Raw genomic sequence first — 24,962 nt, forward strand, 5'->3', positions numbered from 1 at the left:
CCGAGCGAATCCGCTACGCCGACGCGACCTGCGTCGCGCTCACGCCGAACGTGAGCTCGAAGACCGCGCCGTCGTCGTTTCGGGCCTCGATGTCCCACTCGTGGGCCTCCACGATCCGGTCGACGATCGCCAGCCCGATCCCTGAGCTGTCGGCGGACGAGACGCCGGAGTCGAAGACCGTGTCGGCGAGTTCGACCGGTATCCCCGGACCGTCGTCCGCGACGTACATCCCGCGGCGGCCGTCCTCCGTGGTGAGCGGGCCGATCTCTATCGCCACATCCCGGCCCGCGTGATCGATCGCGTTCCGGAAGAGGTTCTCCAGCGCCTGCCGGAGTCGTCCCGGGTCGGCCTCGACCTGACCGACCTCATCCGCGATAGTGAGCGTCGCCTCGGGCGACCGGACGGACGCCCACGCGTCTTTCGCGACGGCCTCGATCGGAACCGACTCCGTCTCGCCGATCGCCTCCCCGCGCCGCGCGAGCATGAGCAGATCGTCGATCAGCGTTTCCATGCGGTCGACCGCGCCGCTCATGGCATCGTATCGCGACGGCGTCAGCTCGTCCTCGGAGAGCGACAGGTACCCCGAGAGCACGTTTAGCGGATTCCGGAGATCGTGTGAGACGACCGCACTGAACTGCTCGAGCTGTTCCGCCTGTCGGCGGAGCGCCGCCCGACGGTCGTTGCGCGCGATCGTGTGCGCGACCAGATCCCCGAGAGTACGGTACAGGTCGACCTCGTCGTCGGTCCACGTCCGGTAGTCGTCGGACTCGAAAGCGACGATTCCGCTCAGCTCCCAGTCGACGACGAGCGGTACGTGAACCGTCGCCGGCGGACCCGCCTCGTCAGTGTCAGCGGTCGAGACGTCTTCACCGCGCGGAGGAGCCGCCCCCCGAGCGACGTTGCCGAACGTCGACAGCTGGTCGGGGTCTGGGAAGTCATCGAACCGCCTCGGGGCGGGGTCGAAGCCGTCGGGACACCAGCTGTACGCCGGCACGAACTGCCCGTCCTCCTCTCGGTAACAGATTATCCGGTCGAGCTCGGCGTGCTCGCCGACGTTCTCCATCGTCCACTCGATCTTCGTTCCGACCTCGTCGGTGCGGGTGCTCATCAGCGTCGTCCCGGCGTCGAGCAAGACCTCAGAGAGGCGAGCGACATCGTCGGTTCCGAGCTGGACGCGGTCGGGCTCTAACAGTCCCGCGAGGCGTTCGGCGAGCGACCGGACGGCGTCGCTCTCGTCGGGGGACAGCGCCCAGTCGTCGACGGTGACCACGTCGTCGACGCCGGCCGCCAGCAGGGCGCGGATCGTCTCCGTCGTCGCGTCCTCGACGAGCGCGATCACCGGCACGTTTGACGGGAGCGCCGCGAGCCGCTCCGTTACCGCGTCGTCGGCCGCCGCCGCGGCGGTGACGACGACACCGCAGGTGTCGTTCAGCGGGCCCTCGTCGTCGCGTTCCTCACCCAGATCGGCCGGGGCGAACGTCCGAACCGTCGGTCCGTCGGGCCCCTTCCAAGCGGCGTCGACCGCGCGCGTTACGCGGTCGCTCGCGCGGGCATTTTCTCCTACAAACGCGACGACCGTTCGCCGGTCCATATCTTAATCAACCGGCCAGACGGTTTCAACGTTTACCCCAAAATATCGACGCTGAAAACGCTGTCACCGGTCAGCGGCCGCCGTGACGTATATCCCCAAGAGAACGACGCACCCGCCGACGACCGTCGCCGGCGTCGGAGTCTCCGACAGGAACGCGACGGCGAGCAGCGTCGCCCCGACCGGTTCGCCGAGCAGCGAGACGGAGACGACGCTCGACTCGAGGTGTGCGAGCGCCCAGTTGAGAACGGTGTGGCCGAGTAGTCCCGGACCGGCCGCGAGGCCGACGAACAGGAGCCATTCCCGAGGCGGGTATCCCGTAAGCGGATGTCCCGCCGCGAGGACGAACGAGAGCAAGACGAGCACGCAGACGCCGTACACGACCGTGACGTAGGGGACGAGCGAGATGCGTTGCCGCAGCGACCGCCCGGCCAACACGTAGCCCGCGGCGGCGACCGCCCCGGTCAACGCCAGCGCGTTTCCGTACAGCGGACGGGGGCCGACCGCCACGCCGCTGAGGAAGTCACCGAACGACATCGACACCATCCCGCCCACCGCGACGGCGATACCCGCCGCCATGCGGCGGGTAACGCGCTCGCGCAACAGCAGCCAGGCGCCGAGCGCGACGAACACCGGTTGCGCCTGAACGAGGGTCACGCTCGCGGCGACGCTCGTCCACCGGAGGCTCTCGAACCACGCCGCGAAGTGAACCGCGAGCGCGACCCCGGACAGGGCCGCGAACGCGAGATCGCGGGGCCGGATCCGCGCGAGATCCGCTCGATACCGCCACGCAGCGACCGCCCCCAGCGGCACCGTCGTGAACAACACCCGATAGAAGGCGGCGACCGAACTCGGCGCCTCGCTCAGACGGACGAGGATGGCGCCCGCGCTCACGGCTGCGACCGCCGTCGCCAGCGCCGCCTTGGGTGACACCGCCGGGTTCGAGGTCATCGGGTTCCACGACGCTTCGAACGGCGACTGCTTACGGCTTTCGAGAGCCGATCGACCGACGCGACGCAGATACTCCCGTGATCCTCGGTCAGCGACCGACGCCGACGGTGATTTCACTCCGCGACGCGAACCGGCACACATGTGTGCGGACACGTTCGGCGTCGGCATCCGCGTCACCGAAACGGAACTGCGCGTCGTCGTCGGTGTTCCATCAGATATCGACGCCGGATGGACCGACCCAGAGGCGTTCCAGTCGCTCATCGCGGAGGCCGTGTGGGAGCGGCTCGACCGACAAGCGACGCTGGAGGCCGTCGCCGCGCGGTACGACACGGGCGAGACCGCATCGCTCGGGAGCGTGACGCTGGAGCCGAACGGGACTGTGGTGAATGCCGACCTCGAACGCGTCGCGGAGGCGGACGCTCGGGACGGATCAAAAGAGTAGCGCGTCTACTGCGGTACGACCCCGCCTTCAGTCGTCTGAGACGCCCGTCGCGATCGCCGCACCGAGCGCCCACGTCCGTTTCGGCCGGTACGCGGTGAGATCGTACCGGGTCGGGCCGACGGTGTCTCCCCACGTTTCGAGCGCGCCGAGCGTGACCATCCCCGACAGCGTCGCCCCCAGCGTTCGCGGCGTCGTCTCCGGGTCCGCCAGCGCGGCGTGTACCTGCTTCGACTGCGGGTAGTTTCGGTCGCACGTCTCGATGCCGCGTTTGGCCTCCACCCAGTGGCGACGGACGTACCCGAACGTCGTGGGATCCTCGCGGGAGAGCCGTTCGACCGCCGTCACCGCCTCCGCGTCGGGCCCGACGACGACATCGGCGCGGGCGCCGACTCGTGACAGCAACTCCACGGGGATCTCGAACGAGCACCCCATCGAAATCCGACCCACTCTCCCCACAAACCGCTCGAGGAGACGGTCCACGAACGCGACTGCCGAGTCGACGCCTTCCCGGGCGGCGACGGGCGCGAGGTCGTCGACCACCACATCGATCGCGCCATCGGGGACGCCGTCGAAGTGGTCGGCGACGGCGTCGAAAACCCGTTCGCTTTCCACGGTCCCGCCGAGGACCGTGTAAGCGAGGCCGTTGTTCGGTACGACCTGCGTCGACGCGGCGGTCCCGCTCCGAGCGATGTCGTTCACGTCCACTACCGCCTCTCTGTCGGGCGGTCTCGCTCGCGCTCGATCCCAGCCGCTCCGCCACCTTTCCACGTCGGTCCCAAACAGGACGGACACGACACGGTCCGAGTCCACTCCGTCGCGAACCGACGGCTGCTCGCCACAGAACAGCCGTACCGTGCCGTTCGGTCCGCCCATTACACTTGGGTTCAGCGACAGAACTGATAAACTTACTGACGAAACTATTAGTACTGATACGATTCGCGCCGAGACGATCACTGTCCGCGCATTCGGTGCGGCGGGCCGACGACCCGCTGCTGTCGATCGGATACCGGTACGAAGCGACCTCTCACGCTGTCCGGCAGGCGATATCGGCGGTTTCTCGGACTGATCCGGAGCTGTCGCTGTGGAGCGTTTAAGCCTAGCGGTCGCGCGTCAGCGCCCTCGCTGCTCGCTATACATCAAAAAAGCCCACGGACGTATGTCCGTGGGCTGGGTGGGAGTATTCTCCCGGATGAGTGGGCAGGCGGCGACCCGTGGTTCCCAGAGGATCGCTCACTCCAGTACTTCACGGTACGCTGGTGGGCTTAACTTCCGTGTTCGGAATGGGTACGGGTGTGTCCCCACCGCTCTGGCCGCCTTTATGCCGACTCTCGGAGTCGAACCGAGACTCTCTACAGAGACTCCTGTGTCGGTCGTGGTTCGGTACCAACCGTGTATACGTGCGATCCAGATACCGCCTGAACTCATGCGAGTCGTGGCGCGTCAGCGCCAATGAATGTGGCTCGGTCTGTTAGTTCTCGTGGGCTTAACACCTCGTTGCCTCGGTGCGTACACCCCGAGTCTATCGAACTCGTCTTCTACGAGTGACCTCTGTGGTACCTCTTTTCCATGTGGGTTTCGAGCTTAGATGCGTTCAGCTCTTACCCCGTGTCGCGTGGCTACTCGGCATCTGCCCTTCCGGACAACCGATACACCAGTGGCGACCAAACGTAGTTCCTCTCGTACTATACGTTCGTTCACGTCAGGTACCTCACACCCCCAATAGATAGCAGCCGACCTGTCTCACGACGGTCTAAACCCAGCTCACGACCTCCTTTAATAGGCGAACAACCTCACCCTTGCCCGCTTCTGCACGGGCAGGATGGAGGGAACCGACATCGAGGTAGCAAGCCACTCGGTCGATATGTGCTCTTGCGAGTGACGACTCTGTTATCCCTAAGGTAGCTTTTCTGTCATCTACGGGTCCCATTCCGGAACCTCGTAGGTTCGCTAGACCACGCTTTCGCGTCAGCGTTCCTCGTTGGGAAGAACACTGTCAGACCATCTTGTGCTCTTGCGCTCTTCGCCGGATTCCCGACCCGGCTGAGATGATCTTCGGGCGCGCTCGATATCTTTTCGAGCGCGTACCGCCCCAGTCAAACTGCCCGGCTACCGGTGTACTCCTCCCGGAGTGAGAGTCGCAGTCACCGACGGGTAGTATTTCAATGCTGTCTGGGTGGCGCGCTGGCGCGCGTACCTCTGTAACGACTCCTACCTATGCTGCACATCGGCGACCACGTCTCAGCGACAGCCTGCAGTAAAGCTCTATAGGGTCTTCGCTTCCCCTTGGGGGTCTCCAGACTCCGCACTGGAACGTACAGTTCACCGGGTCCAACGTTGGGACAGTGGCGCTCTCGTTTATCCATTCATGCAAGCCGCTACTGAAGCGGCAAGGTACTACGCTACCTTAAGAGGGTCATAGTTACCCCCGCCGTTGACGGGTCCTTCGTCCTCTTGTACGAGGTGTTCAGATACCCGCACTGGGCAGGATTCAGTGACCGTACGAGTCCTTGCGGATTTGCGGTCACCTGTGTTGTTACTAGACAGTCGGAGCGCCCGAGTCACTGCGACCTGCTCCTTAGAGAGCAGGCATCCCTTCTTCCGAAGGTACGGGACTAACTTGCCGAATTCCCTAACGTCGGTTCTCCCGACAGGCCTTGCCTTGCGCTGGCAGAGCACCTGTGTCGGATCTCGGTACGGACATCGTGCTTGCCTTTTCACGGGCCCTATGTACGGCTGACTTTCGCTGTTTCGCGTTTCGCTCGCTTCGTGCCGTGACGGCGTCCACGAGTTTCCACGATTCGACCGGGCGAGTGCCCGGCTCAGCGTTCCACACGGCGTCGGCGTTTACTGCACGATGGCGCTGGAATATTAACCAGCTTCCCGTCGGTGTAGTCAAGTTGTGGTACACCTTAGGACCGGCTAACCCTCGGCTGAACGGCAGTGCCGAGGAACCCTTGCTCTTCAGGCCGTCGAGGTTCTCACCCGACTATCGCTGCTACTGTGACCAGGATTGTCGTTACTGGACGGTCCACACGAGCTCTCGCCCGGGCTTCCGTCCGACCAGTACGCCAACCTACGCGGTTGCCCCTGTCAAGGGCACGGCCAGGTCTCGGTGGTAGATTTGAGCCCCGATCATTTTGGGCGCCTCAAACCTCGGCCGGTAAGCTGTTACGCTTTTCTTAGCGGGTAGCTGCTTCTAAGCTCACCTCCCGGCTGTTTAGGGCTTGAGACCACCTTCGAATCGCACTTAATCTACACTTTGGGACCTTAACCCGGCTCTGGGTTGTTCCCCTCACGGTACACAGGCTTACCCCGCGCACCGGACTCCCTTCGTCTACAGCGCCTGCGGGTTTGGAGTTCGACAGGATGGCCGACTCCTCTCGGAGGCGGGTCATCCAATCGGTAGCTCTACCCCGCGGGCTACCTCTGAAGAGGTCATGCTTCGACATGTTTCGGTTGGAACCAGCTGTTGCCAGGCTCGATGGGCCTTTCACCCCTACACACGAGTCACGAGAGGGTATTGTAGAACACCAACTCTAACAGGCCTCCACGTGGCTTTCGCCACGCTTCACCTTGCTCGCGCGTAGATCGCCTGGTTTCGGGTCGCACCTGATTGACTCCCCGCGCTTGAACACGGTGGCCCTCGCAATGCTGCGGCCGTATCGGTTTCCCTGCGCCTTCCCGGGTTCGCCGGTTAGACTCGCCAATCAAGTGCACTCCCTGGGTCGTTTTTCAAAACGCACGACACGACGCCGGCTCGTCTCTCTTCCTACTAGAGGATCGCTCCTCGGTCGTTTCAAGAGACGCCTTGTACGCCCTGTCGCTCGATCGCCAACTGATTTCAGGCCCTATTGCACCGCCCTTCTCGGGGTGCTTTTCAGCGTTCGCTCACGCTACTTGTTCGCTATCGGTCTCGAGGAGTGTTTAGCCTTCTCAGGGGATGCCTGAGATGTTCATAGAGGATATCCGACCCCTACTACTCTGGATTTGACGCCATCCGTACTGCTCTCTCATACGGGGTTGTCACCCTGTTTCACGCTCCGTTCCAGGAGACTTCTGAGAGAGTGTCGAGATTTGGTTGTCAACCCGAACACCACATTGGTCCGAAGACCTTCGGTTTGGGCTGTGTCGCGTTTACTCGCGGTTACTGACGACATCGCTGTTGCGTTCTTTTCCTGCCCTTACTGAGATGTTTCAATTCAGGGCGTTCCCTATTGCGCGTGGCAATTGTTGAACGGATTCCGATTGGGAGATCTCGTGTTCTTTCCCTCCATGCGGGTCCCACGAGCTTTTCGCAGCTTGGCACGTCCGTCGTCGGCTCTCGAGCCGAGCCATTCACCAGCTGGCACAGTAGCCAGTAGTGTGTCAGTCGACTCTCGAAGGAGAGTCACTGACGGTCAAGTGACATAGTGTCACCCGACTGTATATGGTTCACTGACGTTCCACGAACTCGGATGAGTTCAGTGGACGTCTGGATCGCACGTATACACGGTTGTCATTGAATCGCTCCGGGTGTGACGGGGCGTTCGTCGAACCCTTCCCATCCGCGGTTTCCCGGGATGGTGCATCGGTCGTCGTGTCCGAATCGAATCGCGTCTCCCACTTAAGGGGACGGATTCGCTTCGGACGGACATGGACTCACTGGGATTCGAACCCAGGGCATCCTCCTTGCAAGGGAGGCACTCTACCGCTGAGCTATGAGCCCACCTTCCCTGGTGGGAAGGTTCTCGCGTGTTGTGTGAGCCGTGGTCGTTCTGCGGTGTCCAAGCCGGTGGGTGGGCGGACGGTACACAGACCAGTGCGAATGAGTAGTGACCGTCGTGGTGACGGTCTAAGGTGAGCTCGCCCAGGGGGCGAGTCTCGGGTCGGTGGAGGTGATCCAGCCGCAGATTCCCCTACGGCTACCTTGTTACGACTTAAGCCCCCTTGCGAAGCCCAGATTCGACGTACGAGGTACGCCTCATCCGGACCTCACTCGGGTGCTTTGACGGGCGGTGTGTGCAAGGAGCAGGGACGTATTCACCGCGCGCTTGTGACACGCGATTACTACCGAATCCAGCTTCATGTGGGCGAGTTGCAGCCCACAATCCGAACTACGATCGAGTTTCTGAGATTACCGTCTCCTTTCGGAGTTGGAACCCTTTGTCTCGACCATTGTAGCCCGCGTGTTGCCCAGCACATTCGGGGCATACTGACCTACCGTTGCCCGTTCCTTCCTCCGTGTTAGCCACGGCGGTCCCCCTACTGTCCCCAGCTACCTCGCGGTACTGCTGGCAAGTAAGGGTGCGGGTCTCGCTCGTTGCCTGACTTAACAGGACGCCTCACGGTACGAGCTGACGGCGGCCATGCACCTCCTCTCTGAAGCTCGGATAAGGTCATCAACCTGATCGTCATTACTACAGTCGATGCTGGTGAGATGTCCGGCGTTGAGTCCAATTAAACCGCAGGCTCCTCCGGTTGTAGTGCTCCCCCGCCAATTCCTTTAAGTTTCATCCTTGCGGACGTACTTCCCAGGCGGTCTGCTTAGCGGCTTCCCTACGGCACAGCACCCACTCGTAGTGGGAGCCACACCTAGCAGACATTGTTTACGGCCAGGACTACCCGGGTATCTAATCCGGTTCGAGACCCTGGCTTTCGTCCCTCACTGTCGGATCCGTTCTCGCGACGTGCTTTCGCCATCGGCGGTCCGTCCAGGATTACGGGATTTCACTCCTACCCCGGACGTACCCGTCGCGCCTTCCGGTCCCAAGCCACGCAGTTTCTACCGGGCGCCCACCTGTTGAGCAGGTGGATTTCCCGATGGACTTGCGCGGCCAGCTACGGACGCTTTAGGCCCAATAAGATCGGCCATCACTTGGGCTGCCGGTATTACCGCGGCGGCTGGCACCGGTCTTGCCCAGCCCTTATTCTGGTACCGCCTTAGGGTACCGAAAAGCACAGGCGCTATGCCTGTGCACTTGGGATCCCCCTATCGCACTGTCGTGCAGTGTAAAGGTTTCGCGCCTGCTGCGCCCCGTAGGGCCCGGAATCTTGTCTCAGATTCCGTCTCTGGGTTCTCACTCTCATGACCCATACCGATTATTGGCACGGTGGGCCGTTACCCCACCGTCTACCTAATCGGCCGCAGCCACATCCTTCGGCGCCGGAGCGTTTGGCATACCACTCATTCCAGTGGTGGTATGGTATACACTATTAACCTCAGTTTCCCGAGGGTATTGTGTTCCGAAGGGTAGTTTGGCCACGTGTTACTGAGCTATTCGCCACGAGTCTGAACTCGTGCGACTAGCATGGCTAAATCGGATCCCAATAGCAATGGCCTCCGGCAGGATCAACCGGAATGAGTATCCTTCGAGCCTGATTCCCGGCTCGAAGGGGGTGTTGGCGGGTGTCAACTTCGGTTGAGACGAAGGTTGACACACCATTGCATTGGTCTGTGTGGTGTCCGGTCCATCCAGCGGCTTGGATGACACCGAACGACCACGGCTCACATCAGATCGCCGCTTACGCCGGAGCGCAGGGGGCGCGATCCTCATCGGGTGAGTCGGATGAACCGACTCTGCGAAACCGGGCCGAGTTGAACGGCCCGAGTCCGCGGTGCGTTCTTCGCGTTTCAACCGAACGGGCTTATACACTTAAGCACGTCGGAACGCTTCGACCGGCCGCGTTGGCGGCCGGCCGGTGCCCCCCCGTCGGGGGCTCCTCGCATTCATTCGAATGCCCGGGTTGTATTTAACCCCGTCGAAGCGTCGGCCCCACGTCATGCGGTTTCATGGAGCAGTTTACAACGAGCTGATCCAGTAGGGAGATTTGGTATCGGCAGGATCTCGCGACACTGGGCGATACGATCGGAACGTCTGAGAGCCGAACGTATCAGAAGTGTATCATGGAATCCAGGTTGCGGCGGCGGCCTCACGCGCGCGCAGGACAGGACACTATGTGCGGTGTGGGGCAGTTGGCCATTTATACCACGGGCGTTTATAAGGGAGGGGGACACATATAAAAGCGAACGATGACGAACCCTGCAGACTCGATCGAGATTCAGAACGTTGTTGCATCGACGGGTATCGGTCAGGAGCTCGACTTGGAGGCGCTCGCAGAGGATCTCCCGGGCGCAGATTTCAATCCCGACAACTTCCCCGGCCTCGTCTACAGGACTCAAGAGCCGAAGGCGGCCGCGCTCATCTTCCGGTCGGGGAAGATCGTCTGTACGGGTGCCAAGAGCATCGACGACGTCCACGACGCGCTCGGGATCATCTTCGAGAAGCTTCGGGGCCTCCAGATCCCGGTCGAGGATGATCCGGAGATCACCGTTCAGAACATCGTGTCGAGCGCGGACTTGGGGCACAACCTCAATCTCAACGCCCTCGCGATCGGGCTCGGTCTCGAAGACGTAGAGTACGAGCCGGAGCAGTTCCCCGGGCTCGTCTACCGGATGGACGAACCCGAGGTCGTCATCCTCCTCTTCGGAAGCGGGAAGATCGTCATCACCGGCGGTAAGCGGACTGACGACGCCGAGGAAGCCGTCGAGGAGATCGTCGAGCGGATCGAAGGACTCGGCCTGCTCGGCTGACGCGGGCGAATCGATCGGTCTGTGCGGGGCCTCGTCGCGGCGACGGCACGGTGCTCGTCGTAGAGCGGTGGCGGGGGGACCGTCGGGTGGCCGAACCGACTCGATCAGCTCTCGGCATCATCCTCGGTAAGGACCTCTTTGACGACGCTCGGGTCCTCGAGGAGTTGGTGCTTCGTGTAGCTTCCTTCGGCGCTACCGCCGCTGTGTTTCGACTGTTCGATGATGTCGAGGAACGCGTGCTCCTTCAGGAGGTCGCGGACGCGCCGTAGCGAGAGGCTATCGGATCCCTCCTGCCGGCAGATATTCTCGTAGATTTCGTACACGCGGCTGGTGCGGAATCCGTCCTGACGACCGTTCGAGAGCGACAGTAGCGCGAGCGCCTGAAGCACGTACCTCGAGTGCGGGGTGGACCCGCGAATGAGTTCGCGGAATCGGTCGGTCTCGGCTCGCTCGCGCGCCTGCGTGACGAACTCCTCACGAACAGTGGGTTCGCCGTTCGCCTGTGCGATCTCGCCCGCGTACCGGAGGATGTCGATAGCCTTCCGCGCGTCGCCGTGTTCGCGCGCCGCCAGCGCGGCGGCGCGCGGGATCGTCGAGGGTTCGAGAACGGCGTCGTGGAACGCGTCCGCCCGCGCCTGCATGATTTCCCTGAGTTGGTTCGCGTCGTACGGCGGGAAGACGAACTCGCGCTCACAGAGGCTCGATTTGACGCGCTCGTCCATCCGGTCTTTGTACTGGATCTTGTTGCTGATGCCGACGACGCCCAACTTACAGTCGGTGATCTTTCCCGCCTCGCCAGCGCGGGACAGCTGCATCAGGATGGCGTCGTCATCGAGCTTATCGATCTCGTCGAGCAGGATCAAGACGACGTCGTACCGCTGGTCGAGGATCCGCCAGAGTCGCTTGTAGTACGTGGACGTAGAGAGCCCCTTATCGGGGACGTTGATCCCGGTTTCCTCGGGGTCGTTGACACCCTCGGCGATCGTCTGGACCGCTTGCGTCTCGGTGGTGTCCTGCGCGCAGTCGACGTAGGCGAACGTCGCCGTAACACCCTCCTCGCTCGCGGTCGAGACGAGTCGCTTGGAGACGTACTTCGCGCACAGGGACTTCCCGGTGCCCGTCTTCCCGTAGATGAGGACGTTGCTCGGGCTCTGGCCGAAAATGGCCGGATTGACCGCCGTCGCCAGATCGGCGATCTCGTCGTCGCGGCCGACGATGCGTCCCTCGCCCGGCAAGTGACTGATCTCGAGGAGTTCCTTGTTCGCGAAGATAGGGTCCTCCCTCGTGAAGAGGTCGTCCGCTGCGTCCATGAGGGAGACACCGTGTTTCCGGTGAAATGCGTTCTGTTTCGCGGCTACGTTCGGAGCGGAGCGAGGGACGGGTCGGTGGAGAGAGACACACACCGTGTTTCCGGTGAAAAGGGTGGTCGGCCGTGGGGTGGCGGGCGGGGGAAGTACTCACGGAGTGAGCCGGCATGTGACGCGCTCCAACGCATGGAGTGATCGGGCTCATAGAGTAATTCGGCTGGGAGGAGTGAGCGGAGAAGAGATGACCGTTGGAAAATCCGAATATACGGGTGTGGAGAGGTCAACGGACACTGTCTGAGGAGACTGTTTCACCGGAAACGAGGTGTTCGCTGAGTGCCTCAGGCGGGTCGACCAACAGGGGGGAGACCGTGTTTCCGGTGAAACTCAGGCTTCAGATGGGGTGCGGGCTTCCAACGAAGTACGGGCTTCCGTCAAAGTGCGGGCTTCCGTCAAAGTGCGAGCTCTCAGTAGAATAGTAGTTTCCGGTGAAACGCATGTATCGCGCGGCAAGCTGTCGCTCATTTCGCTTGGCGAGCTTTACTCTGATGTAGGATATAAATCCTGTTGTTCTATATCGGTCAGATAGATAACTAAACCGCCCACAGCGAAGTCGCTCCCACCCAAGATAGCCCCATTTCACCGGAAACACGGTGTGTCTCACCGTACGAAACCACAGCGACCGACGTACCGACCTACGGTGTGAGAGAGTCGCGGACCTCATACCGAACGCCGTCTTCACGGAGTCGCGTCGTGTGGCGAGAAAGCTCGTCGGTCGAAACGAGCAACAGCACGTCCAAGCCCCGGAGGGCGGCCTGAGACACGCCCGTCGCCGAACCGAATCGGATGTCCGGCCGGAGCCCGGTCCGCGTCGCGAGCGCGTAGGCTTCGGTCCCACCGACCGCGATCAGATCCGCGTCCGCGGCGCGATCCGTGATGACCTCGGGAGACGGCGGACTCCCTTCGGTCACCGCCGGGACGGACACGACCGTCACCACGCCCGGGTCGTACTCGACGACCCCCTCGAAGTCGGTGACGCCGACCGCCTCTCCGGCCTCACCGCCGGTGACGACGACCGCTGTCGCCGATCCCCCCTCCGGGACGGCGTGTAGCACGCCGTCGCGCATCTCCAGCCCGACGTCGTCACCTTCCGCAACCGCGTCGGTCGCCACGGCGGCGTCGACGTCGACGCTTCCCAGAACATCGTCGGACACGCGAGACACGAAGTCCGAGAGGGCGTCGGTTCGCGTGATTATCCAGTCGACTCCCTCTTTGGTCACCTCGTACCGACCTCGACCGCGTTTCTCCGCGAACCCTCCGTCGACCAAGTCGCGGACGTAGTCGCTCACCGCCTGCGAGGTCACACCGATGACGTCCGCGATCTCCTCTTGGCTCACCGCCGGCTGTCGCGCGGCGATCTCGACGAGAACCCGGTAACGAGTCGCGTCGCGCCTGTTATCCAGCACTCGCGGCCCGGCCGGCTCGTCCGGATCCTCGCTCGTTCCCATACCACCGATGTTGTAGTCGGAAACAAGTAAAATTGGTGTCCCGGCGCCCGCGGTACACCCGGCGAGCTACTCTTGGGCGTCCACGACGGCGACGCTCGCAAGGTTGACGATATCCTTCACCTCGTCGCCACGCTGGAGGACGTGGACCGGCTCGTCCATGCCGACGAGCATCGGTCCGATGGCCTCGGCGCCCCCGAGCCGCTGAAGGAGTTTGTATCCGATGTTCCCGGCCTCAAGGTTCGGGAACACGAGGACGTTGGCCGCCTCGTCAAGTTCGGAGAACTCGTAGGTCCCGTTGAGGATGTCGTCGACGACCGCGGTGTCGGCCTGCATCTCCCCGTCGACCGGGAAGTCGACCACGTCGTCGGACTGAAGAATGTCGACCGCGTCGCGCGGCTTCCGCGTCCCCTCGTTGTCGACGCTCCCGAAGTTCGAGTACGATAGCATCGCGGCGCGCGGTTCGACGTTGAACCGTCGCGCGAGGTCCGCCGTGTGTCGCGTGACCTCCGCCAGCGTCTCCGCGTCGGGGTCCTGATTGACGGTCGTGTCCGCACAGAAGATCACCCGGTTCTTGAAGGTGAGCATGTACACGCCGGCGACGGTGTCCGTGTCGGCCGCCGAACCGACTATCTGGAGGGGCGGCCGGAGCGCGGACGGGTAGTGGTGCGTGAGCCCGGTGAGCATCGCGTCGACGTCGCCGGTTTCTACCATCACGCTCCCGAGGTAGTTGGTGTCCCGTTTGACCAAATCGTCGGCCTCGCGTTTGGTGATCCCCTTGCGCTTTCGGAGCTCGTACAGCCGCTCGCCGTATCCGGAGACGTCCCGCTCGTCCGGGTCGACCACCTCGGGGCGGAACGAGAGCCCGAGCTCGGACGCGGTCCGGGAGATGGTGTCGGCGTCGCCGAGCAACACCGGCTCCGCGATCCCCTGCTCGGAGAGCTGGTAGGCCGCGCGGATCATCTTCTCGTCGGTGCCCTCCGCGAGCGCGATCCGCTTCGGGTCGCTTTTCGCCTTGTTCAACACGACCCGCATCATCTCGCGGGACTTCCCCAGGCGAGCCTCGAGGCGCTCGCGGTACTGGTTCAGATCGATCTCCGTCCTGGCCGATCCGGACTCCATCGCCGCCTCCGCGACGCGCGGCGCCACCTCGAACAGCACCCGCGGATCGAGCGGCTTCGGAATGACGTAGTCGGGACCGAACTGGAGCGGGTCGTCGCCGTATGCCTTCACGACCGCGTCCGGAACGTCCTTGCGCGCGAGGTCGGCTAGCGCCTCCGCGGCGGCCGCCTTCATCTCCTCGTTGATCTCGGTCGCACGCACGTCGAGCGCCCCGCGGAACAGGAAGGGGAACCCGAGGACGTTGTTCACCATGTTCGGGTAGTCGGACCGACCAGTCGCCATGATCACTGTGTCGTCCCGGGCGTCCTTGGCGTCCTCGTAGGTGATCTCCGGGTCGGGGTTCGCCATCGCGAAGATGATCGGGTCCGCGGCCATCGAGCGGACCATCTCCTGCGAGACGATACCCCCGACGGAGAGCCCGACGAACACGTCTGCGCCGTCCATGGCGTCCGCGAGATCGCCGTCTTCGACGGGGGTGGCGAACTGGCTTTTGTACTCGTTGACGTCGCCGGCCGCCACCCGCTCTTCGGTGATGATCCCGGAGGAGTCGCACATTGTGATGTTCTCTTCGCGCGCCCCCAGCGAGACGTAGAACCGGGCCGTCGCGATGGCCGACGCGCCGGCGCCGGAGAAGACGATGTCGAGCTCCGAGAGGTCCTTATCGGAGATGTCGACCGCGTTCATCAGCGCCGCGCCGGAGATGATCGCGGTGCCGTGCTGGTCGTCGTGGAACACCGGGATCTCCATCTCCTCGCGGAGCCGCTCCTCGATCTTGAAACACTCCGGGGCCTTGATGTCCTCGAGGTTGATGCCGCCGAACGTCGGCTCCATCGCCTTCACGGCCTCGCAGAACGGGTCGACGGCGTCGATGTCGAGCTCGATGTCGAACACGTCGATGTCGGCGAACCGCTTGAACAGCACCCCCTTCCCTTCCATCACGGGCTTCGAGGCGGCCGCGCCGATGTCACCGAGCCCGAGGACGGCCGAGCCGTTCGAGACGACCGCGACGAGGTTCCCCTTCGCCGTGTACTCGAAGACGGACTCCGGGTCGGCCGCAATATCGCGGCACGGCGCCGCGACCCCGGGGGAGTACGCCAGCGAGAGGTCTCGCTGGGTGTTCGTCGGCTTCGTCGTCTCTATCTCGATCTTTCCGGGCGGCTCCTGCCGGTGATACTCCCGGGCGTCGTCGTCTAGTCCCATGTCTTTCTCCATTCGTGAACGGAGTAAAAAGGTATGCGATGGTGTCGAGTGTGTGATTCGACGTTCGACGATCTTGCGGCGCCCTTCGACGGCATCGAAGTACTTCAACGAGATCTCGATGTGTGTTGGCGTTTCGATGCTCGTCGACAACTTGGATGTCCGTCGACCGCGGAGCCCCGTCGGCGCGTCCTCAGACCGGCCCACCGTCGGCTGGCTCCGGGTCGTCGCTCGCGACGAGCGTCGGCGCCAGCGGAGCGAGCCCCGGAGCGAGCCCGGCGAGCGTCGAGACTTCGTACGCCGTCAGGTACGTTCGCGCCACGATGAGGACGGGGAGCGTCAGCACCGCGACGGCGGCGACCGCACACAGCAGGACGGTCGCGAGCACGATCGCCCCCGCGGTCGTCTCGACCAACGCCGCCACTCCGCCGAGCGGGACCGCGGCGAGCACCAGCACGACGAGGCCGACCGCGGCGACCACCCCGCCGACGGAGGCGACTGCGACGGCCCGGACGATCCCGGCGCTCGCCGCGACGACGGCGTGAACCGCGAGGTAGACCGCGACATCGCTCAGCGACTCGCGGAGCGAGGCCCAAACCGTCCGCCACCCGGCGAGCACCCCGACGTCGCGGGCGACCATCGCCGGCGCGACGAGCTCCAGCGTGAGCCGGGAGCCGACGGTCCCGATCAGCGCTACGCCGCCAGCAGTGACTCCGAGCGCGACGACCGCGACCTCGGAGGCACCGGACACCCCGCCGACCTCTACGCCCGCCGCGCCCGACACAGCAGAGTCTGCGGCAACGACCGCGAACGCGGCCGCCGGTATCGCGGCGACGACCGCGCCGGCCGTCACGACGGCCGACAGCCCGAGGGCCTGCCGAAACCGTGTACGAAACGGTCGCCAGAGCGCGACTTCCGTCGTCGCGAGCGCGTCGTAGAACGCGAGCCGGAATGCGACCGAACACGTGACGAGCGCGAACGCCGCGACCAGCCCCCCGACCGCGGCCGCGACGAGCAGCGCGTCGTCGAGTCCCGCGACGCGCTCGGCTGCCGGACCGACGATGCGTCCGATCCCCACCGGTCCCGCCCCGACGCCCGTCGAGGTAGATGTCGCCCACCCCACGAGCCCGGCCGTCGAGGCGCCGAGCGACGAGGCACCGACGTGCGACGCCGCGGCGCCGCCGCCCGCCATGCCGGCCGCGAGGGCGGCGAGCTTCGCCCATCGGACCGCCTCGAACGGAAAGAGTAACCGTCGCGTCGCGTCGACGGCGCGGTCGACCGCGTCGACGGCGTGCCAGCTCATACCGATCGTTCGCCGGAAGGGATGAAATATGCTGGTACCCGAGCCGCCTGTAGGGAGGTGCCTGTTCCGCGGCCGCCCGTCCCGCGGCCGCCCGTTCCGCGACCGCCCGTCTCGCGAGATCGCACGGCTCGCCCGTGTCCCGCGTGGCCACACGTTCGACCCGCAGTCATTTAGGGCGGACGCGACGAAGCCGAACGCATGAAGGTCCGCGGCGAACGCGAGTGCCAGTCCTGTGGCACGCGGTGGTCGTACTACGAGACGGGCTCCGTCGCGTGTCCGAGCTGCGGCGACCTGCGCAGCGTCGGCGTCGACGCCCGGACGGCACACACCGACGCGCCCGTCGCGCTCGACCTCGCGGCGCACCGCGAGCGGTTCGGGAACGCGACCGGGACGCTCCCGCGCTCTGGCGTCGACGAGCTCCAGTCGGACCTCCGAGAGTACTGCCGGAAGCGCGGGTTCATCGACGGCGGGCGTCTCGTGCCGCTCGACGAGACCTACCTCGCTGCCCGAGAGCTGCTGGAGGCGGTGGACTGCTTCGAACGGCTCCGGGACGCGACCGACGCCGATCGCGAGTACCTCCTCGGGCTGCTCGCCGGCGCCGACGACGGCGAGCGCCCGGCTGCGGGGGAGGTACCGACCGCGCTCCGCGAGGCCCGAGGGATGGCCGCCGTGCGCGCGGTCGAGGCGTACCGCAGCGACGCGCTCGACTTCCTCGACGAACTCGAATCCGGCGCCGGACCGGACGGGGCGGAACGCACCGCCGACGCCGAGGGCGACTCCCCGGCGGTTACCGTCGAAGGAGAGAGCCCCGGCTCTCGGATCGGTCCCGCTCGCGACGCGTTCGAGCGCCTTCGCGACCGCGTCGCGCGCGCCGACGCCCTCGGGGGCGACGTGCCGCCCGCGGCCGCGGACGGGCTCGTGAAGGCGGCCGACGCGCTCGGAACCTACGTGCGGACCGGCGACGAGACGACGCTGACGACCGCCAACCGCCTGATCGACGACGCGAGCGTCGACGACTTCGACCCCGCGGATCGGTGAGATCACCCGGCGTTCACCCGGCCGAACTCGGCGCCGTCACTCCCCGCCCGACGCGACCACCGCGTTCGAGAGCGTCCCGACCCCCTCGTAGGTGATTTCGACCCGCTCGCCGGGTTCGACGAGCCCGGGATTCGCCGGACTGCCGAACGCGACACAGTCGCCGGGCTCGAACGTGAACCGCTTCGAGAGGTACGAGACGACCTCTCGGGGACCGAACAGCATCAGTTCGGTGGTCGCGTCCTGTCGCACCTCGCCGCCCACGGTAGTCTCGATGTCGATATCCGTCGGGTCCACGTCGGTCTCGATCCACGGGCCCAGCGGCGCCGACCCGTCGAACGCCTTCCGCGCGGTCCGGCCCTGCTGGTCGAGCGCGTCGACATCGTTCAGTATCGTGTAGCCGCGGACGACCTCCGGGACGTCCTCGGGGGCGAGATCCCGGCACCGTTCGTCGAGCACGGCGACAAGTTCGCCGGCGTACGTCAGCTCGTCGGTCCACTCTGGATATCGGATTTCCTCGCCGTGCGCGAGCAGGCTCGTCGGGGGCTTGATGAAGAAATCCGGCACCTCGGGCCGTTCGTAGTCCATCTGGTCGAGCGTCTCGGCGTAGTTCCGGCCGACGCAGTACAGCGCGGTGGGGTCACACGGCGGGAGCAGTCGGCCGTCGCGGCCGACCTCGTACCGGCCGTCGTCGGCGACGACTGTGCCGTCGTCGTATCGGCCGACCACGGGACCGTCCGGCGTGAGCAGTCGAGCGAGTCGCATACAGGCACCTCTGCGCTGCGGTTCGAAAAGGCGTCGGTGGCGGCACGGCCCGGATCAATCGTCGCTGTCCGCCTCACGACTACCGTCCGCCTCACGACCGGTATCCTCCTCACGACTACCGTCCGCCTCACGACCGGTATCCTCCTCACGACTACCGTCCGCCTCACGACCGGCATCCTCCTCACGACCGCCGTCCCCATCTTCGTCGAGACCGATGACAACGGCCGACCGGATTTCTAGGGCGGCGTCGAACTCCGCCCGGCGACCGCTCCCGGCCCCGAGCCGTTCGACCGCGGCCTCGTGCGCGCGGACGACGGCGTCGCGCTCGCGCTCGGAGAGCCCGACGCGCTCGGCCACCTCGTCCCAGTGGTCCGGCTCAACAAGGAACGTCTCGCGCCCCGGCTCGGCCTCGATCTGCTCGTACCTCCGGCGATACGCATCGATTCTGGGGCCGAGGTCGGCTTGGACGCGCGCGAGGAGCGTCGGCACGCGCGCAGCGGGCACGCTCGCAAGCGCAGTCGTCTTCACCAGCGCCGTCCCCTCGATGGGGTACGTCCCCGGGTCCCGGTCGGCGTCCGCTCCACGACCGTCGACCTCGCCGTCGGCGTCCCCTTTGCGGCCGTCGGCGTCCTCTCCGTGGTCGCCGGACTCGCTGTCGTCGTCGGACATCACCCGCCGGCGCGCATGGCCTTCTGCCGGTATTTCGGGAGGAGGTCACCGAGGGCGTCCGGGTCGCCCGCGAACTCGGCGGTCACCTCCGTGATCTCGATCGCGGCCGCGGCGGTCACCTTCTCGGCGCTGAGGGCCGCCCGCCAGCCGTCGCCCGCCACGCTGGTCGCCTCCGCGGGCTCGTCGGTCCCGACGAGTTCCCCGCCCAAGTTCCTGAGATAATGGGCGGCGAGCCGCCGAGAGATACCGCGGTACGCGACCGTCTCGCGCTCCCACCCCTCCTCGGCCGGCGGGAGGCCGGAAGCGTCCGCGTCGTCGACCACGTCCTCGGCGGTCGCCGAGCCGTCGTCGCTCATGCGCCCCCCGCGACGGGCGGGAACACGGAGAGCCGGTCCCCGTCCGCCATCGGTGTGTCGAGCCCGTCGAGGTGGAGCACCTCGCGGCCGTTCTTCAGGACGTTGATCTGCGGGGCGAGGTCCCCGTCGGCGATCAGTCGGCCCTCCATCCCCTCGTACTCCGACTCCAGTTCGCGCAGCACGTCGCCGACGGTCGCGGCGTCGGCGAACTCCGCGTTCACCGTCTTCCCGCCGGCGGCCTCGCGAAACGTCGCGAAGAACCGCAGTTCCAGTTCCATACCCGTACGTCGGGTCGCGGCGGGTTAAAAGCGGTCGGCCACGGAAGGCGACGGTCGCTTGGTCACAGGTCGGAGAGGCGAATCCCGTCCTCGACCAGCCGGAAGTTCCGCTCCCGGTCGAGGTCGTCGGCAAGCCACTCGTGGTCGTACAGCTGGCCGATGAGCTCGAGGTAGAGGTTCCGCCACGCGATCGCGTAGATCGGCGACTGCCCCCACGCGCGGAGTTCCGGGACGAACTCGTGGTAGGTGCTCGCCTGCGACTCCATGCGCTCGACCGCGTCGGCGACGACCTCGGCTGCCTCGTCGGGGTCGGCCTCGTCGAGCGCCTCGTTCAGTCGCGACTGGATCCCCGCGATGGCGCGCCGCATGTCCTGCTCGGCGGTCCCCTCCTCCTCCGGAAGCGACTCGATGACGCCCCTCGGCACGCCGAGTTCGATCTCTGGCATGGGATCCCCTCGGGGGAGCGCGCTCAAAAAACCCGCTCACCCGGCAACGACGAGCACGGCGGAACCGGGCGACCGCGGGCCAAGGTCGGCGACCGACCACGCGCCGCGGTCCGGAACTAGTCGCGGCTCGACACTGCGGGTCGCCGCGCCCCCTTCCGAGAGCCACGTCCCGGTCGCGTTCCCGACCGCCTCCCGGCTGGCGTCGGGCGACAGCGACGCGGGACCGTCGCCGCGCTGCGGGCCGTAGGCCCCGAACCCGGCGTGGTTGACGCCGTCGAGTTTCACGATCCGCGCGTCCGCCGGGAGGTTCGCCCGCGACGCGCGCTCCCGTTCGGCGTCGATCACGCCGTCCGCGCCGCCGAGCACCGAGAGCACGTCGAGGCCGCTGTCGGAGACGTCGCGGTCGCAGTACGCGGCGTGGAGGACGAGCGCCTCGTAGGCCGCGGCGTTCTCGGCGGCGTGCCGGCAGGCCATGGCACCGCCGAGCGAGTGGCCGCCGACGGCCCAGACGCCGACCTCCGGGTGACGCTCGCGCACGCGATCGGCACGGTCCGGCGCGAGGACGGCGAGGTTGAGGGGAGCGTCCACCACGACGACGAGCGCGACCCGGTCGGACGCGGCGACGATCTCGGCGGCGGTGGGGACGTAGCTCTCGTGAGCCACCCGCGCGCCGGGGTAGTAAACGAGTCCGACGGTCGACGCCGTCACCGGTCCGTCGCGGACCGCGGTCCCGACCGCCGTCCGGTCGACGGTTATGTCCGGGTCCGCCTCGACCGCCGCAACCGCGTCCGCGTCCGGTCCCATACCGGCGGCGAAGTACGCGGCGGCGCTGCCGCCGACGATCGCGACGAAGAGGACGATCGCACCGCCGGCGACCGCGAGCCGCCGGGGTCCGGGGAGTCGGTGAGCGATCCCCTCCGCTTCCCTCACGGCGTCGGCGCGGCCTTCTGGAGGGCCGTCTCGGCGATGTTCCCGCCGTAGTCGGCTGACCGGAGGACCGAGTCGACGACGAGCCCGAGCAGTTGCGCGCGGGTGGGGTCGAGGTCGCGGAGGACCTCGTCGATGGACCTGACGCGCTCGTCGATCGCTCTGACGCCGGTTCTCGCCTCGTTCGCTCGTCGGGTAGCCGCCTCGGTGTCGTCGTCGAACAGCGCGTCCATCGCGGTGTCGATCACGTCGACCGCGTCGCCGTGGAGGTCGTTCACCGCCTCCACGACGTCGTCGGGAAGCGGGTCCTCGATGTTCAGGGTCAGGTGCGCGATCTTCGTCGCGTGGTCGCCGATCCGCTCTAACTGGCGAGCGCTGGAGTGGTAGTCGAAACACTCCTCGCGGGGGAGCCCGAGCTCCTCGGCCGCCTTCGGCGTTCGCAGCGTCGCGCGGAAGATCCGCGAGACCACGAGCCACAGCCGGTCGAGGTCGTCGTCGCGGCCGATCACGTCGCGCGCGAGGTCGTGGTCGCGGTCGGCGAGCGCGGTGATCGCGTCTTCGAGCATCGACAGCGAGATCAGCCGCATCCGCGTGACCGCGTTGTGGATCGAAAGCTCGGAGGAGTCGAGGAGGTCCTGGACGACGACGCGGTCCCGCGTCTCCTCTAACACCTCTAGGCCGACGAGACTCTGGACCGCGTCGCGGATCGTCGAGCGCTGCTCGGTGGTGATCTCGGCCGCCTCCAGTTCGATGACGTCGAAGCCGCTGACGTACATCGTCGTCACCGCCCGCTGGAGTGCCTGCCCGGACAGGTCCGCGATGTCGAGCGTCCCCCGCATCCGCTCGTCCTCCGACCGCGGGGTGAGAAACAGGGAGTCGCCGTCGGGGTGGAACTCGATCTCCGTCCCGGCCTCGACGTCGTTCTCAGTCGCCCACGTCTTCGGAATCGAGACGGTGTACGTCGAGCCGCCGGTGACTTGGACCTTCCGCGTTTCCATACCCGACCCTCCGGAGCGGAACACCTTAATTTTGATCAAAATATATACTGCCGAACAACGAGCGAGACGTCTGTCGTCAAATAGTCCGCAAAACGGCAGTGGAGAATGCCTAGGGCCGATAAATAGAGAAGTAATTTTACTATATATACCTACACTTCAGTATGGATACGACCGGCGTGTTTTCTCGGTGTCGTCTCAGACCACGCGGTTACGGAGTTCGTCGCCGGCGTTCAACCGCGCGACGTTGTCGGCGAGGATATCCGCGACGCGTTCGTAGTACTCGGGGGTGTGGCCGGCGTTGTGCGGCGTGATCGTCGCGTTCGACAGCCCCCACAGCGGGTGGTCCTCCGGCAGCGGCTCCGGGTCGGTGACGTCCAGCGCCGCGCCGCGGATACGGTTGTTCCGGAGCTCCGTCACCAGGGCGTCCGTGTCGACGATTGGCCCCCGAGCGATGTTGACGAGGACGGCGTCGGCCCGCATCGTCCTGAGCGCGTCGGCGTCGACCAGCCCCCGCGTCGTCTCCGTGAGTGGACAGGCCAAGACGACGTACTCCGCCCCGGTGACGGCCTCGTGAAACTCGTCGAATCCGTACACCTCGTCGGTCGGCCCGCCCTTCTCCGGAGAGTAGCGGACGCCGACGGTGTCGACGTCGAACGCCTCTAAGCGGTCGACGACGGCCCGGCCGATGGCGCCGAGCCCGACCACGGAGACGGTCGAGCCGTACAACTCCGTCGTCTCGTAGGTGCGCCACTCCCGGCGGGTCTGCTGCCGGTACGCCCGGTGGAACTGTCGCGCGTGCGCGATCATCGACCCGACGACGTGTTCGGCGATGTTCGGCCCGTGGACGCCCGAAGCGTTCGTCACGGCGATTCCGTGGTCCGCGAGCAGGTCGCGCGGCAGGTGGCCCGTCCCCGCGAACACGCAGGCGAACAGCTCCAGCTCCTCCGCGGCGGCGAGCAGCTCCTCGTCGACGTTGAGCCCGACGGCGACCCGCGCCGTCCGGATCAGCTCCAGTTCCTCCGCGGGCGTTCGCGCTCGCGCGACCGTCGCGTCGGGGAGCCGCTCGCGGATCGCCGACGCCAGTTCGTCGGGGCCCAGCCCGTGGATCGTCTGTCGAAGCACCAAGACGTCTGGATCGCTCATGGGGGCTGTCTCGCCGGGACCGATAAAAATGGTGTCAGTCGCTCGGTGACCGGCGGAGCGCCGAACCCCGTCGGGGCGGGCTACGACAGCGCCGCGTCGAACGCCGCCCGGAGGTCCGCCTTCATGTCGTCGACGTGTTCGATCCCCACCGACACCCGGATGAGGCCGTCGGTGAGCCCGGCCGCGATCCGCTCCTCACGCGGGATGGCAGCGTGGGTCATCGCGGCGGGCTGCTCGATCAGGCTCTCGACGCCGCCGAGCGACTCCGCGAGGGTGAACACCTCCGTCTCGCTTACGACCGTCGACGCCTCTTCGAGGGTGCCGTCCAGCTCGAACGACAGCATGCCGCCGAAGTCGTCCATCTGCGCGGCCGCCAGCTCGTGGTCGGGGTGCGACTCCAACCCGGGGTAGTAGACGCGCTCGACCGCGTCGTGTCTCTCCAGCCACTCCGCGAGCGCCATCGCGTTCTCGCAGTGTCGGTCCATCCGGACGGGGAGCGTCTTCGTCCCGCGGAGGACGAGGAACGCGTCGAACGGGCCGGGCGTCGCGCCGACGGAGTTCTGGTAGAAGCCGAGCCGCTCGTCCAGTTCCTCGTCGTCGACGATCAGGGCGCCGCCGATGGTGTCCGAGTGCCCGCCGAGGTACTTCGTCAGCGACTGGGAGACGATGTCGGCGCCGTGTTCGAGCGGGCGCTGGAGGTACGGCGTCGCGAACGTGTTGTCGACCGCGCAGAGCGCGTCGCCCTCGTGGGCGATGTCGGCGAGCGCGCCGATGTCGTTGACGTTCATCAGGGGGTTCGTCGGCGTCTCGACCCAAACCAGCTCGGTCTCCTCGCGCATCGCCGCCCGGACCGCGTCGTGATCGGTCGTGTCGACGAACGTGGTGTCGATGTCGTACTCGTCGTACACCTGCGTGAGGATGCGGTGGGTCCCCCCGTACACGTCGTCGCCGGCGACGACGTGGTCGCCAGCCGAAAGCAGGTTGAGGACGGTGTTGATCGCCCCCATGCCGGAGGAGAAACAGCGCGCGTGGCTGCCCGACTCCAGCGAGGCGAGGTTCGCCTCCAGGTCGCTCCGCGTCGGGTTCCCGGTCCGGCTGTACTCGTAGCCGCGGTGGTCGCCCGGCCTGTCCTGCTCGTAGGTGGAGTTCGCGTGGATCGGGGTCATCAACGCCCCCGTCTCCGGGTCGGGCTCCTGTCCGGCGTGGATCGCGAGGGTCTCGAACCGGTGCTCGTCGGGGGCGCCGGCGTCAGGGTCGCTACCGGCGTCGTCGCCGTCGCCGCCGTTCTCGGGTGTATCGCTCATGGATACGCGTCGTCGCCGAGGAAAGTGATTCTTCCCATTCGGGCGGCCGGGGAGGTAGC

At 65.9% G+C, this 24,962-nt stretch carries 18 protein-coding genes, 1 tRNA gene, 3 rRNA genes and 1 pseudogene; 3 read left to right on the forward strand and 20 right to left on the reverse strand.

Annotated elements, in window-relative coordinates; translation table 11 throughout:
• Positions 1–13: 13 nt before the first annotated feature.
• On the reverse strand, positions 14–1,591 hold the full coding sequence (locus EO776_RS08885; RefSeq protein ID WP_100050357.1) for a sensor histidine kinase: 1,578 nt from the start codon (positions 1,589–1,591) through the stop codon (positions 14–16).
• A 63-nt stretch (positions 1,592–1,654) separates the two neighbouring features.
• Complete coding sequence (locus EO776_RS08890; protein ID WP_086219116.1) at positions 1,655–2,539, reverse strand: DMT family transporter; 885 nt, start codon at positions 2,537–2,539, stop codon at positions 1,655–1,657.
• Positions 2,540–2,678: 139 nt separating this feature from the next.
• On the opposite strand from EO776_RS08890, the gene EO776_RS08895 reads away from it, so the two are divergent.
• Entirely contained in the window at positions 2,679–2,981 is a 303-nt protein-coding gene (locus EO776_RS08895) for a hypothetical protein (protein ID WP_049929308.1), read from the forward strand.
• Positions 2,982–3,008: 27 nt separating this feature from the next.
• On the opposite strand, the gene EO776_RS08900 is transcribed toward EO776_RS08895, so the two are convergent.
• The 5 genes from EO776_RS08900 to EO776_RS08920 form a co-directional block, all read right to left on the reverse strand.
• On the reverse strand, positions 3,009–3,680 hold the full coding sequence (locus tag EO776_RS08900; RefSeq protein WP_094521363.1) for a hypothetical protein: 672 nt from the start codon (positions 3,678–3,680) through the stop codon (positions 3,009–3,011).
• A 497-nt stretch (positions 3,681–4,177) separates the two neighbouring features.
• Positions 4,178–4,299, reverse strand: a 5S ribosomal RNA gene (gene rrf, locus EO776_RS08905).
• 132 nt (positions 4,300–4,431) lie between these two features.
• Positions 4,432–7,344: ribosomal RNA gene (locus EO776_RS08910) — 23S ribosomal RNA — on the reverse strand.
• A 270-nt stretch (positions 7,345–7,614) separates the two neighbouring features.
• A tRNA-Ala gene (locus tag EO776_RS08915) sits at positions 7,615–7,686 on the reverse strand.
• 164 nt (positions 7,687–7,850) lie between these two features.
• Positions 7,851–9,320, reverse strand: a 16S ribosomal RNA gene (locus EO776_RS08920).
• Together the 16S, 23S and 5S rRNA genes with 1 tRNA gene alongside form the textbook arrangement of a ribosomal RNA operon.
• Positions 9,321–9,990: 670 nt before the next feature.
• Here EO776_RS08920 and EO776_RS08925 point away from each other — a divergent pair.
• Positions 9,991–10,551, forward strand: coding sequence for a TATA-box-binding protein (locus EO776_RS08925; protein ID WP_049932645.1), 561 nt, complete (start codon positions 9,991–9,993; stop codon positions 10,549–10,551).
• Positions 10,552–10,655: 104 nt separating this feature from the next.
• Here EO776_RS08925 and EO776_RS08930 read toward each other — a convergent pair whose 3' ends face one another.
• From EO776_RS08930 to EO776_RS08945, 4 genes are all read right to left on the reverse strand, one after another.
• Complete coding sequence (locus EO776_RS08930) at positions 10,656–11,861, reverse strand: Cdc6/Cdc18 family protein (RefSeq protein WP_094580380.1); 1,206 nt, start codon at positions 11,859–11,861, stop codon at positions 10,656–10,658.
• Positions 11,862–12,550: 689 nt separating this feature from the next.
• Positions 12,551–13,363, reverse strand: coding sequence for a DUF7839 domain-containing protein (locus tag EO776_RS08935; protein WP_094579848.1), 813 nt, complete (start codon positions 13,361–13,363; stop codon positions 12,551–12,553).
• A gap of 66 nt (positions 13,364–13,429) precedes the next feature.
• Entirely contained in the window at positions 13,430–15,682 is a 2,253-nt protein-coding gene (locus EO776_RS08940) for an NADP-dependent malic enzyme (RefSeq protein ID WP_089308805.1), read from the reverse strand.
• A 190-nt stretch (positions 15,683–15,872) separates the two neighbouring features.
• Entirely contained in the window at positions 15,873–16,982 is a 1,110-nt protein-coding gene (locus tag EO776_RS08945; protein ID WP_094519822.1) for a DUF7544 domain-containing protein, read from the reverse strand.
• A 198-nt stretch (positions 16,983–17,180) separates the two neighbouring features.
• Between EO776_RS08945 and EO776_RS08950 the strand changes: the two genes are divergently transcribed.
• The gene (locus EO776_RS08950; protein WP_094519823.1) at positions 17,181–18,020 is read left to right on the forward strand and encodes a DUF7117 family protein; all 840 of its coding nucleotides are present in this window, start codon (positions 17,181–17,183) and stop codon (positions 18,018–18,020) included.
• A 36-nt stretch (positions 18,021–18,056) separates the two neighbouring features.
• Here EO776_RS08950 and EO776_RS08955 read toward each other — a convergent pair whose 3' ends face one another.
• The 9 genes and pseudogenes from EO776_RS08955 to EO776_RS08995 form a co-directional block, all read right to left on the reverse strand.
• The gene (locus EO776_RS08955) at positions 18,057–18,782 is read right to left on the reverse strand and encodes a fumarylacetoacetate hydrolase family protein (RefSeq protein WP_094519824.1); all 726 of its coding nucleotides are present in this window, start codon (positions 18,780–18,782) and stop codon (positions 18,057–18,059) included.
• 153 nt (positions 18,783–18,935) lie between these two features.
• Positions 18,936–19,451 (reverse strand): annotated as a pseudogene (locus tag EO776_RS08960) (hypothetical protein); the annotation flags it as partial.
• Positions 19,451–19,807: a hypothetical protein gene (locus tag EO776_RS08965; protein ID WP_049932631.1), complete on the reverse strand. Its 357-nt coding sequence runs from the start codon at positions 19,805–19,807 to the stop codon at positions 19,451–19,453. The pseudogene EO776_RS08960 and the gene EO776_RS08965, both read right to left, overlap by 1 nt.
• Positions 19,804–20,085 carry a ubiquitin-like small modifier protein 1 gene (locus tag EO776_RS08970; protein ID WP_049932629.1) on the reverse strand — a complete coding sequence of 94 codons (282 nt, stop codon included), beginning with the start codon at positions 20,083–20,085 and terminating at the stop codon, positions 19,804–19,806. The genes EO776_RS08965 and EO776_RS08970 overlap by 4 nt, the downstream gene beginning before the upstream one ends.
• Before the next feature lie 62 nt (positions 20,086–20,147).
• Positions 20,148–20,531 (reverse strand): hypothetical protein, encoded by a 384-nt coding sequence (locus EO776_RS08975; RefSeq protein ID WP_094495131.1) that lies wholly within the window; start codon positions 20,529–20,531, stop codon positions 20,148–20,150.
• 36 nt (positions 20,532–20,567) lie between these two features.
• On the reverse strand, positions 20,568–21,461 hold the full coding sequence (locus EO776_RS08980) for an alpha/beta hydrolase (RefSeq protein WP_094519825.1): 894 nt from the start codon (positions 21,459–21,461) through the stop codon (positions 20,568–20,570).
• Positions 21,458–22,456, reverse strand: a complete 999-nt coding sequence (locus EO776_RS08985) for a phosphate signaling complex PhoU family protein (protein WP_049932625.1) — start codon at positions 22,454–22,456, stop codon at positions 21,458–21,460. Before EO776_RS08985 ends, EO776_RS08980 begins: the two co-directional genes overlap by 4 nt.
• A 195-nt stretch (positions 22,457–22,651) precedes the next feature.
• Positions 22,652–23,599: a D-2-hydroxyacid dehydrogenase gene (locus EO776_RS08990; RefSeq protein WP_094519826.1), complete on the reverse strand. Its 948-nt coding sequence runs from the start codon at positions 23,597–23,599 to the stop codon at positions 22,652–22,654.
• A gap of 80 nt (positions 23,600–23,679) precedes the next feature.
• Positions 23,680–24,903 (reverse strand): cystathionine gamma-synthase, encoded by a 1,224-nt coding sequence (locus EO776_RS08995; RefSeq protein WP_049932623.1) that lies wholly within the window; start codon positions 24,901–24,903, stop codon positions 23,680–23,682.
• Positions 24,904–24,962: the final 59 nt, after the last annotated feature.

It is taken from the genome of Halorubrum ezzemoulense (genome assembly GCF_004126515.1).
In the GTDB taxonomy this organism is placed as follows: Archaea; Halobacteriota; Halobacteria; order Halobacteriales; family Haloferacaceae; genus Halorubrum; species Halorubrum ezzemoulense.

Excerpts from the sequence above, each read along its gene's own strand:
- EO776_RS08890 (WP_086219116.1), bottom strand. The coding sequence starts at position 2,539 with ATGACCTCGAACCCGGCGGTGTCACCCAAGGCGGCGCTGGCGACGGCG.
- EO776_RS08885 (WP_100050357.1), bottom strand. The coding sequence starts at position 1,591 with ATGGACCGGCGAACGGTCGTCGCGTTTGTAGGAGAAAATGCCCGCGCG.
- EO776_RS08895 (WP_049929308.1), top strand. The coding sequence starts at position 2,679 with ATGTGTGCGGACACGTTCGGCGTCGGCATCCGCGTCACCGAAACGGAA.
- EO776_RS08950 (WP_094519823.1), top strand. The coding sequence starts at position 17,181 with ATGAAGGTCCGCGGCGAACGCGAGTGCCAGTCCTGTGGCACGCGGTGG.
- EO776_RS08935 (WP_094579848.1), bottom strand. The coding sequence starts at position 13,363 with ATGGGAACGAGCGAGGATCCGGACGAGCCGGCCGGGCCGCGAGTGCTG.
- EO776_RS08925 (WP_049932645.1), top strand. The coding sequence starts at position 9,991 with ATGACGAACCCTGCAGACTCGATCGAGATTCAGAACGTTGTTGCATCG.
- EO776_RS08995 (WP_049932623.1), bottom strand. The coding sequence starts at position 24,903 with ATGAGCGATACACCCGAGAACGGCGGCGACGGCGACGACGCCGGTAGC.
- EO776_RS08955 (WP_094519824.1), bottom strand. The coding sequence starts at position 18,782 with ATGCGACTCGCTCGACTGCTCACGCCGGACGGTCCCGTGGTCGGCCGA.
- EO776_RS08975 (WP_094495131.1), bottom strand. The coding sequence starts at position 20,531 with ATGCCAGAGATCGAACTCGGCGTGCCGAGGGGCGTCATCGAGTCGCTT.
- EO776_RS08970 (WP_049932629.1), bottom strand. The coding sequence starts at position 20,085 with ATGGAACTGGAACTGCGGTTCTTCGCGACGTTTCGCGAGGCCGCCGGC.
- EO776_RS08985 (WP_049932625.1), bottom strand. The coding sequence starts at position 22,456 with ATGGAAACGCGGAAGGTCCAAGTCACCGGCGGCTCGACGTACACCGTC.
- EO776_RS08945 (WP_094519822.1), bottom strand. The coding sequence starts at position 16,982 with ATGAGCTGGCACGCCGTCGACGCGGTCGACCGCGCCGTCGACGCGACG.
- EO776_RS08990 (WP_094519826.1), bottom strand. The coding sequence starts at position 23,599 with ATGAGCGATCCAGACGTCTTGGTGCTTCGACAGACGATCCACGGGCTG.
- EO776_RS08965 (WP_049932631.1), bottom strand. The coding sequence starts at position 19,807 with ATGAGCGACGACGGCTCGGCGACCGCCGAGGACGTGGTCGACGACGCG.
- EO776_RS08940 (WP_089308805.1), bottom strand. The coding sequence starts at position 15,682 with ATGGGACTAGACGACGACGCCCGGGAGTATCACCGGCAGGAGCCGCCC.
- EO776_RS08930 (WP_094580380.1), bottom strand. The coding sequence starts at position 11,861 with ATGGACGCAGCGGACGACCTCTTCACGAGGGAGGACCCTATCTTCGCG.